12 protein-coding genes, 1 tRNA gene, 1 pseudogene and 1 riboswitch are annotated in these 13,545 nt (G+C 67.2%); of the genes and pseudogenes, 5 read left to right on the forward strand and 9 right to left on the reverse strand.

From position 1 onward, the window contains the following. Positions 1–84: 84 nt before the first annotated feature. Positions 85–2,070 (reverse strand): N-acetylmuramoyl-L-alanine amidase, encoded by a 1,986-nt coding sequence (locus ACLQ2V_RS25685; protein ID WP_425721138.1) that lies wholly within the window; start codon positions 2,068–2,070, stop codon positions 85–87. Between the two features lie 213 nt (positions 2,071–2,283). After that, positions 2,284–2,423: riboswitch (cyclic di-AMP (ydaO/yuaA leader) on the forward strand. Positions 2,424–2,489: 66 nt separating this feature from the next. Between ACLQ2V_RS25685 and ACLQ2V_RS25690 the strand changes: the two genes are divergently transcribed. Then, on the forward strand, positions 2,490–3,476 hold the full coding sequence (locus ACLQ2V_RS25690) for an NlpC/P60 family protein (RefSeq protein WP_425721139.1): 987 nt from the start codon (positions 2,490–2,492) through the stop codon (positions 3,474–3,476). A 67-nt stretch (positions 3,477–3,543) separates the two neighbouring features. Here the strand turns inward: ACLQ2V_RS25690 and dcd are convergent, their stop codons facing one another. Further along, on the reverse strand, positions 3,544–4,122 hold the full coding sequence (gene dcd / locus ACLQ2V_RS25695) for a dCTP deaminase (protein WP_425721140.1): 579 nt from the start codon (positions 4,120–4,122) through the stop codon (positions 3,544–3,546). Positions 4,123–4,221: 99 nt separating this feature from the next. Here dcd and ACLQ2V_RS25700 point away from each other — a divergent pair, with 99 nt between their 5' ends. Together ACLQ2V_RS25700 and ACLQ2V_RS25705 are read left to right on the forward strand one after the other, a co-directional pair. After that, positions 4,222–4,770 carry a pyridoxamine 5'-phosphate oxidase family protein gene (locus tag ACLQ2V_RS25700; RefSeq protein ID WP_425721141.1) on the forward strand — a complete coding sequence of 183 codons (549 nt, stop codon included), beginning with the start codon at positions 4,222–4,224 and terminating at the stop codon, positions 4,768–4,770. A gap of 92 nt (positions 4,771–4,862) precedes the next feature. Then, positions 4,863–4,936 (forward strand) — tRNA-Gly (locus ACLQ2V_RS25705). Between the two features lie 98 nt (positions 4,937–5,034). Here the strand turns inward: ACLQ2V_RS25705 and ACLQ2V_RS25710 are convergent. The 7 genes and pseudogenes from ACLQ2V_RS25710 to ACLQ2V_RS25740 all read right to left on the reverse strand — a co-directional run bounded on the left by ACLQ2V_RS25710 (position 5,035) and on the right by ACLQ2V_RS25740 (position 9,653). Continuing rightward, positions 5,035–5,226 carry a hypothetical protein gene (locus ACLQ2V_RS25710; RefSeq protein WP_425721142.1) on the reverse strand — a complete coding sequence of 64 codons (192 nt, stop codon included), beginning with the start codon at positions 5,224–5,226 and terminating at the stop codon, positions 5,035–5,037. Between the two features lie 4 nt (positions 5,227–5,230). Beyond that, positions 5,231–5,374: a hypothetical protein gene (locus ACLQ2V_RS25715; protein WP_425721143.1), complete on the reverse strand. Its 144-nt coding sequence runs from the start codon at positions 5,372–5,374 to the stop codon at positions 5,231–5,233. Between the two features lie 382 nt (positions 5,375–5,756). Next, positions 5,757–6,159, reverse strand: a pseudogene (locus tag ACLQ2V_RS25720) (transcriptional regulator). A gap of 1,116 nt (positions 6,160–7,275) precedes the next feature. Beyond that, complete coding sequence (locus ACLQ2V_RS25725) at positions 7,276–8,049, reverse strand: glycosyltransferase family 2 protein (protein ID WP_425721144.1); 774 nt, start codon at positions 8,047–8,049, stop codon at positions 7,276–7,278. Next, entirely contained in the window at positions 8,037–8,858 is an 822-nt protein-coding gene (locus ACLQ2V_RS25730) for a GntR family transcriptional regulator (protein WP_425721145.1), read from the reverse strand. Before ACLQ2V_RS25730 ends, ACLQ2V_RS25725 begins: the two co-directional genes overlap by 13 nt. A 149-nt stretch (positions 8,859–9,007) precedes the next feature. After that, on the reverse strand, positions 9,008–9,253 hold the full coding sequence (locus ACLQ2V_RS25735) for a precorrin-4 C11-methyltransferase (protein ID WP_425721146.1): 246 nt from the start codon (positions 9,251–9,253) through the stop codon (positions 9,008–9,010). A gap of 91 nt (positions 9,254–9,344) precedes the next feature. Then, positions 9,345–9,653, reverse strand: a complete 309-nt coding sequence (locus ACLQ2V_RS25740; protein WP_425721147.1) for a hypothetical protein — start codon at positions 9,651–9,653, stop codon at positions 9,345–9,347. A gap of 564 nt (positions 9,654–10,217) precedes the next feature. On the opposite strand from ACLQ2V_RS25740, the gene ACLQ2V_RS25745 reads away from it, so the two are divergent. Further along, positions 10,218–10,628, forward strand: coding sequence for a GntR family transcriptional regulator (locus ACLQ2V_RS25745; protein WP_425721148.1), 411 nt, complete (start codon positions 10,218–10,220; stop codon positions 10,626–10,628). Between the two features lie 54 nt (positions 10,629–10,682). After that, the gene (locus tag ACLQ2V_RS25750; RefSeq protein WP_425721149.1) at positions 10,683–13,073 is read left to right on the forward strand and encodes an AAA family ATPase; all 2,391 of its coding nucleotides are present in this window, start codon (positions 10,683–10,685) and stop codon (positions 13,071–13,073) included. Positions 13,074–13,545: the final 472 nt, after the last annotated feature.

Raw genomic sequence — 13,545 nt, forward strand, 5'->3', positions numbered from 1 at the left:
CGAAGGCCACCCGGCGCAGCGGACACGAGAAGGCCCCCGGTCACCTCGACCGGGGGCCTTCTCGTGCTCAGGTGACGACCGCCGTCAGCGGGGGGCGCCCAGCGGCGACGCCACCAGGTCCACGTCGGCGCGGTCGACGTACATGATCCGGTGACCGAACTGGATCTGCACGTACTTCTTGTCGCCCTTGATCACCGTCCGGTCGGCCGGTGCGGAGCCGTCGAACGAGACGGCCCGGTAGTACTCGCCGGGCAGCACGGCCCCGACGGAGTACCGCTGGCCGGCGGAGAGGGTGTACTGCAGCGGCGTGATCGGCTGGTACGGCACGCCCTCCGGGTACGCCGCCTCCTCCGGGTACGCCCGCCCGTACACCGGGATCGTGGTCTTGCCGGCCTTCGGGGTGGCGACCAGGCCGAGCGTCCACTTGGCGGTCGGCGCGGACGCCGGGTTGTGGAACCACGCCTTCTGCCCGAGGTACCAGATCGCCGTCCAGTCACCGGAGCGGCCGGCCAGGGCGTACGTCTGCCCGGTGGAGGCGCGGGCGCCGTGGTCGGAGATGTGCATCGTGGCCGGCGAGCCGTCGGGGCGCAGCGCGATGTCGTTGACCAGCGGCGCGTCGGCGCTGGGCGCGGAGCGCAGCACCACCGACGAGGAACCGCGCGACGGGCAGGGCACGCCCGCCGTGTCGCAGCCGGTGAACGCCGGCCGGTTGGTGGTGAAGTCCGGGTCGATGCGGACCATGCCGGTCAGCGGGGTCCCGGTGTTCAGCTCCGGGGCGCGCAGCAGGTCGAAGTAGTGCGACCAGTCCCAGTACGGGCCCGGGTCCCAGTGCATGCCGCCCACGTTCGCGGGGAGGATGCCGGGCACGTTGTCGTGGCCGATGATGTGCGCCCGGTCCAGCGGGACGCCGTGGCGCAGCGCCAGGTACCGGACCAGCTTCGACGAGGTGCGGTACATCGCCTCCGTGTACCAGGTGCCCTGGGCGGCGAAGCCCTCGTGCTCCAGCCCGATCGACTTGGAGTTGACGTACCAGTTGCCGGCGTGCCAGGCCACGTCCTTGGTCTTGACGTGCTGGGCGATGTGGCCGTCGGACGAGCGCAGGGTGTAGTGCCAGCTCACGTAGGTCGGGTCCTGCACCATGTTGACCGTGCCCGCGTAGCTGCCCTCGGTGTCGTGGATCAGGATGTATTCGACCTTCTGCTGCTTCGACCGGTTGGCGAGGTCGTGGTTGCCGTAGTCGCCACCGCCCAGGTCCTGGTAGGGCGCGGGGATCCACTCGCAGGAGATCGCCGATGGGCACTCCACGCCGTCGGCGCGCGGCGGCGCCAGCAGGCCGAGCAGGTCCAGCCAGGACTTCTGCGGGCGCACCGCGCGGCCGGCGAGGGTCACCCGCTGCCCGTCGTCGGTCACCCGGCTCTCGCCCTGAGCGATGGTGCCGAAGACCTCGTCGGCGAAGGCCGCCGCCGCGTCGGTGCGCTCCGCGCCCGAGTAGCGGGCCACCGCGCCGTACCAGGCCGCGGGGTCGGTGCCGGCGCCGACCGGCGCACCGATCTGCCGCTGGTACGACGCGAGCAGCGCCGCGCCGCCACGGATGTTCGTCGACGTGTCGCTGCGCAGCGCCGCCTCGTCGGCCCCGGTGAGGGTGGCCGCGGTGTCGAGGGTCTGCAACGACTGCGTGCTCGGGGCCGGGTCGGCCTGCGGCGGGGCGGGGGCGAGGGTGCGGCGGGCGCTGTCCCCGCGCGGGTCCTCGGTGCCGGCGTCGTGGTGGGTGCCGCCCGGCAGGGCGGTCACGTACGCGGCGTCGGTGAGGTGCATCGGCCCGTATCCCGCGCCGGTGCTCGGGGTGCCGGCGTTGGTGTCCCAGCGGGACTGGAGGAAGGAGACGCCCAGCAGGACGCTCTCCGGCACGCCGAACTCGGCGGCGGCGGCCGCGTACTGCTGCTGTCGGGTGAGGGCCTGGTCGGCCGCGGCCGGGGCGGCGGCGGTGCCCAGGGGCACGAGGGCCGTGGTGGCGGCCACGGCGGCGGCGAGCAGGATTCGCCTGCTCGCCGGCATGACGGGACGTTGCATCGAATCTCCTGAGGGGTCTTCGGTTGAGGTCACCTTCCCGCCGCCGCACGCCCGCCGTCAATAGCCTTCCGGCTGGTGCTTTTATGTGAAGGAAACTTGCACCGTCGGGTCAGGTGGCTGGTCGCACGGCCCGGCGGGTTGCGGATCCATAACGGTCGTCTCTATCCTGATCAATCGTCGGCCGGTAGCTGCACCGCCCAGCCGGGCGGTGACGGCCCGACACCGCCGAGTCGCCTCCGGGCGAGCCGGGGACCCAGGTTCCACCGGGGTGAATCCGCAGCACCGCTGCGGTAGGGCGCTCTCCCTTCCGCCCGAACCCGTCAGCTAACCCGGTAGGCGGTAGGGAAGAAGGAGAACGAAGCCCGGTGGCACTCCATGCCCCGCGGCACCCGGCACGCCGTTCGGCTCCGGCCGACGGGATGCCGGCCGTGCCGCGTCCACGCTGGTCCCGCTTCACCACCATCCTCGCCGCCCTCGCCGGTGCCGCCGTCGCACTGACCGGCACCCCGACCGTGGCCCACGCCGACCCCTCGATCGCCGAGATCGAACGGCAGATCGACCAGGACTGGAACAAACTCGAACCGCTCATCGAGCGGCACAACGCCACCCGCCAGGACCTCGCCGCCAAGCGCCGCAAGGCCGACGCGCTCGGCAAGCAGATCGGGCCGCTGCAACGCCGGGTCGACGAGGCGATGGAGAAGGTCAGCGGCTTCGCCGTCGAGGCGTACAAGGGTGAGAACCTCTCGACGGTGAACGCGCTGCTCGGCGGCGGCTCGCCCAGCCGGCTGCTCGGGCAACTGGAGATCCTCGACCAGTTCGCCGAGCGCCAGCAGCGCGACGTGCGGGCGGTCATCGAGCTCCGCGACGAGCTGACCGCCAAGAAGCGACCGCTCGACGAGATGGTCACCCAGCTCACCCGCACCGAGGCGCAGCTCGCCGCCAAGCGCAAGCAGATCAACGGCGAGATCGACCGGCTGCAGAAGCTGCGGCTCAAGGTGTACGGCAACGGTGGCGGCGGCCCGCTGCGCCCCGCCCCCTGCCCGTCGACCTACCCCGGCGGCGCCGCGGGCGTCGCGGTCAAGTTCGCCTGCGCCCAGATCGGCAAGCCGTACGTCTGGGGCGCGGAGGGCCCGAACTCGTACGACTGCTCGGGGCTGATGCTGGCCGCCTGGGCCAAGGCCGGCGTCTCGCTGCCGCACAACGCCGCCCAGCAGCGGTCGGTGACCGCCCGGGTCAGCCGCGCCGACCTGCGCCCCGGCGACCTGGTCTTCTACTATGCCGACCTGCACCACGTCGGCATGTACGTCGGCGACGGCTGGGTGGTGCACGCCTCCCGGGCCGGCGAGCCGATCAAGATGAAGCGCGCCGACGACGGCCAGGTGCACAGCTACGGCCGCCCGAACTGAGCTGTGGGAAGGGGCCTCTGCCTTCGGGCCGGGGCCCCTTCGCGCGGTTGCTCTGTTTTCGGGGGCCTCAGCGGGTGGGCCAGGTGCGCCAGTTCTGCCAGGACCGGCTCTGGGTCGGGCCGCGCTGCCCCTGGTAACGCGAGCCGTAGACCGCCGACCCGTACGGGTGCTCCGCCGGCGAGGAGAGCCGGAAGATGCAGAGCTGGCCGATCTTCATGCCCGGCCAGAGCGTGATCGGCAGGTTCGCCACGTTGGAGAGCTCCAGCGTGACGTGCCCGGAGAAGCCCGGGTCGATGAACCCGGCGGTGGAGTGGGTGAGCAGCCCGAGCCGCCCCAGACTCGACTTGCCCTCGAGCCGGCCCGCGAGCTGATCGCCGAGCGAGATCACCTCAAGGGTGGAGGCGAGCACGAACTCGCCGGGGTGCAGCACGAACGGCTCGCCGTCGGGCACCTCGATCATCGAGGTCAGGTCGTCCTGCTGCAGCGACGGGTCGATGTGCGTGTACAGGTGGTTGTTGAAGACCCGGAAGAGCTTGTCCAGGCGTACGTCGATGCTCGACGGCTGCACCAGGCTCGGCTCGAACGGCTCCAGCGCGAGCGTGCCAGCCTTCAGTTCGCTGACGAGGTCCCGGTCGGAGAGCAGCATCGCCACACCTTAGCGAGCCCGCGCGCCGGCCCTGGTCGTCGGCCCGGCGATCGGCGCGTCGCGCTCGCTTGTCGTACATGTGTTCGATAGGATGTGCTCATGGCTTCCTGGTCCGAATTCGCCGCTGACGAGCCACGACTCGCCGACGGGATCCGCTTCCTCATGCAGCAGTACGGGCCGGGCTTCGGCTACCTGGCCACCGTCCGCGCCGACGGCGGGCCCCGGGTGCACCCGGTCTCCCCGGTGATCACCGACGACGGTCTCTTCTGCTTCGTCGTCGACTCGCCGAAGCGGCGCGACCTCGAACGCGACGGCCGCTACGCCCTGCACTCCTTCCCGCCGGAGGAGAGCGACGACGAGGCGTACGTGGCGGGCCACGCCCGGCCGGTGACCGACCCGGCCCGGGTGGCCCGGCTGGCCGAGCTCGGGCGGGCCGCCCCCCGGGTGGACTGGCGGCTCTTCGAGTTCACCGTCGACGTGGCGATGCTGGCCCGGCGCGGCGAGGCTCCCCTCGTCTACCCCGGCGAGGGCCCGGGGCGGCCGGCCGTGCAGGTCTGGCTCGACCCCCGGGCCAACGAGCTGCGGGCGGAGGTGCCGGAGCCGCTGCCGGCCCGGCGCGTGCGGGGCGCGCACTTCGTGGCGGCCTGAGCCGGCGCCGGCCCTGAGGTGCGACGGGGCCGGCACCGCAAGGGGGGACCTGGGTGCGCCCGGCGTCGACGTCGGGTACAGTGGTGCCGCCCGCGGGTGTAGTTCAATGGCAGAACATCAGCTTCCCAAGCTGACAGTGCGGGTTCGATTCCCGTCACCCGCTCCACGCGAAAGGCCCTGGTCAGGACTTCGGTCCCAGCCAGGGCCTTCGGCGTTCCCATGGTCAACAACCATGCCGTATGCCGGACTCGGCGCGGTGGCGGGTCATTGGTAGTAGTCCTCGGGGATGCGGACGGTCAGGGTGATGCGGATGCGCTGGCCGTCGAGGTCGTCGCGGCGGTGGACCATGTTGGCCAGGCCGTGGAGGGCGGCGGCGAGGCGGTCCGGGGAGTCGTTGAGGTTGATGTGCAGCGGCTTGAGTCGGTGGGTGCCGAGGAAGAAGCGCTTGAGGGACATCGGGTTACCTCCGGGCCGGGTTGACGCGGGTACGGATGTGGTCGGGCGGTTCGTCGAGGGCCTGATCCGAGCGCACCCGCAGCAGCTTGAGCAGGACGGGCCGGTGGTCGTACGTCTCGACCAGCCCACAGAGGGTCCATGGCCTCACGCCACGCCCGCCGGTACACGAAGACCTGCCGGAACAGGCCGAGCAGCGGCCCCGCGCACCACCGCCACCACGACGCCTCGTCGCGCCACCGCCACAGCGCCGACACCGCCGACGCCAGGACCAGCGGCACGACGAAACCCGGCCAGCCGTGCTTGGCGTAGAGGACGACGGCGGCCATGGCCAGGCCCACGGTGACTGGGTGCCGCACGCCAGTGGCCGGGTCGAACCGGGACTGACACACGCCGCACCGAGGCTGAGCCGGGGCAGGCGAACGCCTACGCTTGGACACGTCACTACCTCTCTCGTCACGAGCAAGGGGAAGAGACAGAGGGCGGGGCTGCCGTCCGCCAAGACCTGACAGCCCCGCCCCCACCTGATGCGGCTACGCCGCCGCCTTCTGCTTGCCGGCCACACCCGCCGGGGCGCGCATCCCGGTCGCCCGCAGCGAGTACGCCATCCGACCGTTGTTCGATACGTACGGCGTGACCGTCATGCCCTCGAACTCGACGCCCTCGAACGGGGCACCCGTCGGCGGGACCGGCTGGTAGTCCGCCGAGATCTTCACCGTCGTCTCGCGGGACCGCTTGCCCAACTCGGGGTCCAGGTCCATCACCCGCACCTGCCAAACCCGCTGGCCGGTCAGCTTGTCCTTCGCCGGGGAACGCCGGCCCGTCTTCTCGTCGTAGTCCTCCACCTCACCCAGGGACTCTTGGGACCAGGGCGCATCCCGCCGGGAACACGTCCTCACAACGCACGGCGAACCTCGTACCGCCACGCAGAGCCATCGCTCAACCTCCAGGTTATTGGCATGTCTGCCAAGTTGAGACTCCAAGGTAGACGGAGCTTGGCAGACAAGTCAACAACTCTGACGAGGTGGCCGCGAGAGGGTTCGTTCGAGTTACCAATTAGGCGACGCTGCAGCCAGATCACGCCATAAGAGGTAGTCGCCAGTGAGCGCAAGTCGCACTGCTGCCATAACATGCCGCCCGCAACTGAGCGTGATGCAGCTCCTGTGACCGCTGGGCGTGGGTCGCGTAGCTCCTCTTGGCACCCGCGTTTGGGGTGGAGCAGTGTTGCCCGCCCTGCATGAGCGAAGGCCCCTCCGATGCGAGCGGAGAGGCCTTCAATCTATTGGTTCGCCCAGTGCGCCGAACAAACCACAGGGCCGCTTCGTCGCAGGTCACGCATGGCGTGTCACGTCTGAAGCTGCCGTTGAGAGTATGCCATACGAGTAAGCCATTACGCCATTTAGGCGCAAGATGGGGAAGGAATTAGGTGTAGAGCCACGACCGGGGGGCCTTGACTAGATTAACTCAATCCGGATTTGGTTATCTTAGCTAAGGCACCCACAAGGGCTGAAATGGTTGAGACAAGAGAAATTTCCTTGGCTGAAGGGTGTACTCATTGCAGGAATGAATCAACGCTGTGACCTGCACGTTGTCCGGATTGGACGGACATGGATCGCGGCTTGGGCCGCCGTCGCGCGCAGGGGCGACATTGGGCCGGGGTGGGGGTGGGCGCGCGTCGCCCCGGCGCAACCAGAAGCGACCTCCCGCCGGTTCGAGAAGTAGACAACCGTCGGGGGGTGAATTGGAGATGCGGGGTGGGTCGTGCAATGATTTTGCGGCGACCGAAGGGATGCTCCCTGAGAGGGCGGAATGCGAGTCTGCTCGTCTCATCGTCGGGCATCTATTGGCGCAGGTGATTGCCAGTGCGCTAACAAGCCGAGGAGGTGAAACTTGGCCGAGCTGACGTTCTCGCTGCGTGCACCGCAGGCGGTGGTGATCCACATCTTGATAGTGATCATCATCGTACTGGGGGTTACGCCTGTCATCATCTAGCCACCCGGCGCGGGGAGGCTATCAGTCTCCCCGCGCCTTCACGCCGACGGTCGCACGAGGCTACGCCGTGGCGCCGCCGAAGCCGTTCGGGATCATCGAGGCCAGGGCGTTGGCTCTGGCCTCGATGATCCTCATGCGCGCCTGATACTCGGCCGGTTCCCGGTGCGCGGCCTGGCTGGTGACCTGGCCGGGCCATTTGCGGTAGAGCAACCCGTACTCGCGGGTGAAGTAGCCCGCGCTGACCGCGTTGGCGGCGAGGAGAAGGCCGGTGTCCTCGGAGGCGGGCAGGGCCATCCAGCCGCCGAGGGCGAAGACGAGATCCCGGCGCAGGCACAGCGTCGCGGGGTGCACGGATGCCCGGTAGTCGTTGGCCTGCCAGAACGACAGGACCGCACCGCGGTCGATGAGCCCGCCGGCGGGGTCCTTGTCCCATCCGGCGGTTGACCCGTCGGGAAGCAGGTCGAGTACCCGCGAGGTGGTCCAGCCGATGTGCGGGTGCGCGTCGAACGCGGCGATGTCCCGAGCGAGCGCGCCGGGGGTCAACTGGTCGTCAGCGTCTAAGACCTTGATGAGTTGCCCGGCAACGCGGGAAAGAGCGAGGGTCCGGGCAACACCAGGCCCGCCGGGACGGCCGGTGCCGAGGCTGATCCGGGGGTCGTCGGGCAGCGCGTCGGCCAGGGCGCCGGTCTGCCCGTCTTCCTGGACGAGCCATTGCCAGTCCCACCCGGCCGGCATTTCCTGCTTGGACAGGGAGGCGTACGCGCCAGCGAGGTAGGCGATGCTGGGCGCGTGGACCGGGGTGATGACCGAGACGAGCTGCGTCACGTTTTCCACCGTTGGAGTTTGTGGGAGTAGACAAGCTCGGTGCGGTCGCCCGGCATCACCACGTCGGCGACCTCGACGACCCGGCCGGTGGTGTCGACCGAGGTCTTCCGCACGGTGAGCACCGAGACACCCGGATCGATGTCCAGCAACTCGGCCTCATCCGGCGACGGCGGACGCGCCCGGATCTCGTCGTCGATCCGGTCCAGCTCGATGCCGAGCGTGTAGAGCTGGTGTTGCGTACCGCCCGGCCATGGTTCCTTGCTCTCGTCGAGCAGGTCCGGGTTCGCGGCCACCAGGTCATACGGCAGGTACGAGTACGACACGGTCAGCGGCGCGTTCTCGTGCCGGGAGGAGGTCCAGTAGACCCGGCGCAGCAGCGGCGTGCCCGGCTCGACCTGCAGGGCCGCCGCCATCTCGTCATCGGCGTCCACACGGCTGTACTCGGCGTGGAACTTGAGGTCGTCGACGGTCAGGCCGGTGTCGTGCTCGGTGGCGCCGGTCTTCAACCGCTCGCCCTCGTCGAGCAGGACCCGATCCTTTTCCCACTGGTACCGCTCGGTGTTGCGCCGGCGTACCCGTTGGCGGGGAGCGCGCACGTAGGTGCCGCGCCCCTGCTCGGCCCGGACGAGGCCCCATTCGCGGAGCTGTCGGATGGCGTTGCGCACGCTGGTGCGGGACAGGCCGGAGGACTCGGCCAACTCGGTCTCGCTGGGCATCAGGGTGCCGGGGGCGAGCTCCCCGCCCATGATCTTGACCCGCAACTCTTCGGCGAGTTGCAGGTAGCGAGGGCGCCAGTCCCGGCCATGCACACCGGTCACCGTACCGCCTAGACGTTCCAACGTCTGCCAGGCGGTCCCCCTGGCCGGCCGCTCAGGAACCGGAGGAACCGTGACGGCCGCTCGCGGTGACTGCGCACGACGAGCACCAGGCGTACGAGGGGCGGCGACGCCCCGACGGTTGCCCGCGTTCACCGCGTCTCCCCCGCCTGCTCGCGCGGACCGGCCGTCGGGCGCATCAACTCTCGCGCGTACGTCAGCTCCTCGATGAGCCGGTCCACCTGTCCCGGCAGCAGGAGCACGGATTGGGTTGCGCCGTAGCGGGTCGCGCCGAGCTTGACGGCCAGGTCCCGACGCGCGAACCGGTCGACGAGCAGTTGCACGCTGACCCAGCCGGTCCGCTCCCGCCCGATGGTGGCCAGCAGCCCTCGATGCATCGGGTCGTTCGGTCCGCAGCCCCGACACCACGCGGGGCACACCGCCGGCGCAATCGACGACGCCGGCCGGCCGCCCGTCATGGGTACGCCCTCACTCATCGTCGGCCCCCTGGTCGCCGGCAGCCTGCGCCAACAGTCCGCGAAGCTGGTCGACCAGCTCGGCCGCCTGGGGCAAGGACAACTCCGCCCAGCCGTTCCCGCCCCGGCACGTCGCGTGGATTCCGACCATGGCACCCAGCGCATCGGAACCGATGAGGTAGGTGGCGATGAGTCCGCCGGCTCGTTTGTCGCCGACCTGGTGCATCGGGCTGCGATGACGGCGGGCCATGTGCGGCATCAGCGGCGGCACCAGGTAGCCGCAGCGATCCGAGGCGCACCAGTCAGGGTGGCGGGCGATCACGGCCGGCTTGCTCGGGCGCCTCACCGTGCCCACCGCCCGCCCTTGCCCCGTTCGGCTTGGGCCAACGTCGTCAGCGGCGCGTACCGCAGCACGGGTAGCTCCCGCGTGGGACCGACGGACCACCATGGCGGGGCAGGGACGCTGCGCGGACTCGACGAAGCGTTGCTGTTCACCGGCCGAGTTGGCGGGCGGCTCCGAGGCCCCCGGAAGAAGAACCAACCGCGCCGACGGTGAGAGCCGGACATCGCACCTCCACAAGTAGGGGGCCGGTGGTCAGTCGCGGGGGAGGCGGCCGACCACCGGCCCGGATGAAGGCACGGCGCACCGTCCGACGCAGACGGGTCGGGTATCGCCGAGCCAACTTGTACGCGCGGCTACCGCAACCGGTCCGACAGGACGCCGCGCACCAGGTGCGACCAGGGTCGGCAGGTAGCCACCCCGGTTACGAGCCGTCACCCTGGCCGCACACCAGGAAACGTACCTACAAGTGGACGAGTTGTCCATACGCCAAAACGGGTCGCTTGGTTGGCACTTGCTAAGACAAGTGCCAGGTACGGTGAGCAGGTGCCCACCCCGCACTATGGACAACCCCGTTATCTCGCCATAGCCGCCGAGCTTCGCGAGCGAATCGAGAACGGCATCATGCCGCCGGGCAGCCTGCTACCTGCGGAAAGCGCTCTTGCCGCAGAGTTCCGGGTAGCCCGCGGCACCATCCGCAAGGCGATCGACGTACTGCGGGAGGACGGGTACGCCGCTACCGAACACGGCCGAGGCACGTACGCGACAGGCTCCAGCTATGACCATTCAGGCAACCGGGAAGCCAGGCAACAGGAGGTACCTGCCGATGCCCGCATGGCAGCCCTTTTTGAGGTGGCAGTCGGAACGCCGTTGATCGAGCGTGAGACAGTGATCCGCCGGTATCAGCAAGTCGAGTCGGTTGTCAGGGCGTATCGGTTAGGCACAGCCGAAGCATAATGCCATGTTTACGCGCCTTCGCAGGACCGGTGATTCCTCACACGGAGAGTTTTGATGAGCCACCCCTCTGACACCATCCGTACGCCGATTGAAGATGCATCAGCCGCCATCGCGACTGTCGTCGCATCATTTGAGGAGGTGCACGGAATTTCTGCGGAAGCAAAGAAGAGGGTTCATAACATCTCCCATGAGGCGATAAATGAGCTTACCAGGAACAAGAGACTCGAACCAACCGAGCACGCCTCCATCCTCTTCCTCCAAGCAAAACGCTATGCAGAAGAGGCGCGGAGAAGGCAGAGCCCTGCGGATATGCGGATGGCCATTCGGCGAATAGTACTCGCCCTAGTCGTCATCTCAAGGGCGAGCCGGTCCTACAGCAAGAATGATCGGCTTGGCGCCCTCGAGGTTGCGCGGCTCTTCTCGGTCGGCGTGAGAGTGCCAAAGCAGTCGCGTCAGGAGATCGACAAGCGAATCTTGCAACTCGACCGAGGTGGAGCGAGAGCGATACTAAATAATGTTCTTGATCTGAGGAGAGACCAACTCGACCGCCTCGCTGAGAGGCTTCGCATGGGGCTGACGGCCCATCCTGAAGGAGTGCGGCTTCCCGAGGTTCCAAGCTCTCCCTCGGAAGAGCCTTCTGCGGCCGACCTGATCGCCAATGCAGCCGACCGCCAAGCGGTTGCGGTTTCGCAGTCGGCGCTCACATCCGTCGCTTACGATCTTTCCGAAGTGGATCTAAGGGTTCGTAAGGTTACCTTCAGCGGCTTCAGGGGGTCGCCACAGGACTCGTCCTTGCCCTTTGTAGAACGCAACCAGGCGGCATCGGCGATCATTTTTGGCGAGAATGGAGTGGGGAAGTCAACCATCACAGATGCTATTGAATTTGCCCTCCAAGGGCGATTGGGGCGGTCCACAAACTTCGATTCTCCGCTCGGGCCAGCCCTCCGATCCATCGCGAGCAATCATCCCCCTGTGGCAGCGGTCGAATTAACTGACGGCACCACAATTCGAAGGACAGCGAGGGATTCCCCCGGCAACGTCCTGATGGCGGAGCCGACGGACGTCCGTCCCGGATTCCGGCTGGCGCCTATCACAATTAAGCGATCAGACATTCTTCAATTCCTGGATACCGAGGCACTCGAAAGGGGTTCCACACTCCTGGACTATTTTCCCGCAGATGCCGAGTCGCTCGCGCTCCGTCCTGCCGATGAAATTCACCGCGCCAAAGCCGAGATGACTGAGCTACGAATTAAGCGTCAATCCTATGCCTCAGAGCTTGCGGACGCTTTGAAGGCCAAACCTGACGACCTCCTTGCTGCGGACTCTTTCAAACGATACATACGGCAGAAAATATTGGGAGGAATAAGTTGGGAAGATTTCGAGCTGACCAACGGTTGGGATGACATTCCAGAGAGAACAAGGTTTCTGATCGCAGCCCTAGGAAAAACCCACAATGAGCTTAGACAACGCAAGAAGATCGTCAACCGGCCAGCACAGATTTTAAACCCGATAAAATACAATGCACAAACTGTACAACTTCGGTCGGCACTGGAGGAGGTGGGGGCCGAGCTAACGTCGGCGCTTGCTCGAATCGGCCATGACTACCCCCTTTCAAGGATTGATGTAGTATTCGGAGAGTCCGGCCCACTGTCGCTGGACATCGTGGTTAGGCTAAATAACGGCACAAACTGCTTCCCTCAACAACTCTTCTCTGAAGCCTACCGGGACTTGATAGCGCTGCTGTTCTTTGTTTCCGTAGCAAAGAAGGCATCCCTGCGTGGCCAAGCTCGCATACTTATTCTTGACGACGTACTTCAGAGTGTCGACGCTACAATCCGACACGCATTTATGGACTATCTGCTAGACGAGTTCCCCGACTGGCAGCTAATAGTTACTGTCCACGACCGCCTCTGGAGAGAGCAGCTAAGAGACCTCTTTCACGCCCATGACCACTCATTCATTGAGCATAGGATCGAATCGTGGTCATTCGAGGGCGGCCTTAGCTTCAGTAAGCCCAACAGTGACCTTCTTACTCGAGACCTGAGAGCGCTAGTCGGTACGGCAGAGCCTCGCACCCTGAGCGCTATCGCCGGGCAGGTGCTAGAGGCGATATGTGATCAGCTCACGCGACGACTGCACATTCTCGTACCCCGTAAAGACGGCGATAGATACACGCTCGGCGATCTTTGGCCGACCGTGTGTGTTTACCTTGATGGAACCAGTGTGTCCCACTTGGTCCAGAGGATCAACACCTACAAGAGTTTGCGCAACATCACGGTGCACTCCGACTCCGCTTCACTTGCGCTAACCTCCGTAGACGCTCGCGGTTTCGCCCAGTCTGTGCTGCAGTTGTACGAATCAGTCCACTGCAGCACCTGTGGCTCCTGGCTTCGGGCAAAGCGTCAGCCCGCTTGCCAGTGCGGCCGGGTCTCTTTACAACGGTAAGGTAAATAAAGGCCTTATGCTTACCGATGATCTCCGCGCGATCGACGGTCAGCACGCCCCTGACATGTGATCCGGCACAGCACTGCCGAATACCGCTCTTATAGATCAAGGCACCGCGCTGCGCGCGGTGCGGGCGCGGTGGTCCCGTCCGGCGGCAAGCCGCCCCGGCCGTCTGCGACGCCGGGGCGGGAAGCCGCCGACAGCCGACGGGCTGCCGCGCCCTCATCGGGCAGAGCCGACGATCAGGACCAGGCCGTGACGATCGCCAGGGTGGCTGGGCGCCGTCGAGCTTTTGGCGATCGGCTGCCGCACCGGCTACGCCGGCTTGCCCTCGACCTCCCTGGGCCGCCCAGGTCGCACCGGACCTGACCGCCCCAGCGCCGCCTACCCTGTCCCGGTGGACGCGGACAGGGTGTGGCGGCTGTACCACCGCGCCGATCTGGTCGGCGAGATCGACGAGCAGACTCACGAC

The organism is Micromonospora sp. DT233 (assembly GCF_049841815.1).
Lineage (GTDB): Bacteria > Actinomycetota > Actinomycetes > Mycobacteriales > Micromonosporaceae > Micromonospora.

Coding starts and splice junctions, on each gene's coding strand:
- ACLQ2V_RS25685 (WP_425721138.1), bottom strand. CDS start 2,070: ATGCAACGTCCCGTCATGCCGGCGAGCAGGCGAATCCTGCTCGCCGCC.
- ACLQ2V_RS25690 (WP_425721139.1), top strand. CDS start 2,490: ATGCCGGCCGTGCCGCGTCCACGCTGGTCCCGCTTCACCACCATCCTC.
- dcd (WP_425721140.1), bottom strand. CDS start 4,122: ATGCTGCTCTCCGACCGGGACCTCGTCAGCGAACTGAAGGCTGGCACG.
- ACLQ2V_RS25700 (WP_425721141.1), top strand. CDS start 4,222: ATGGCTTCCTGGTCCGAATTCGCCGCTGACGAGCCACGACTCGCCGAC.
- ACLQ2V_RS25710 (WP_425721142.1), bottom strand. CDS start 5,226: ATGTCCCTCAAGCGCTTCTTCCTCGGCACCCACCGACTCAAGCCGCTG.
- ACLQ2V_RS25735 (WP_425721146.1), bottom strand. CDS start 9,253: ATGCATCGAGGGCTGCTGGCCACCATCGGGCGGGAGCGGACCGGCTGG.
- ACLQ2V_RS25750 (WP_425721149.1), top strand. CDS start 10,683: ATGAGCCACCCCTCTGACACCATCCGTACGCCGATTGAAGATGCATCA.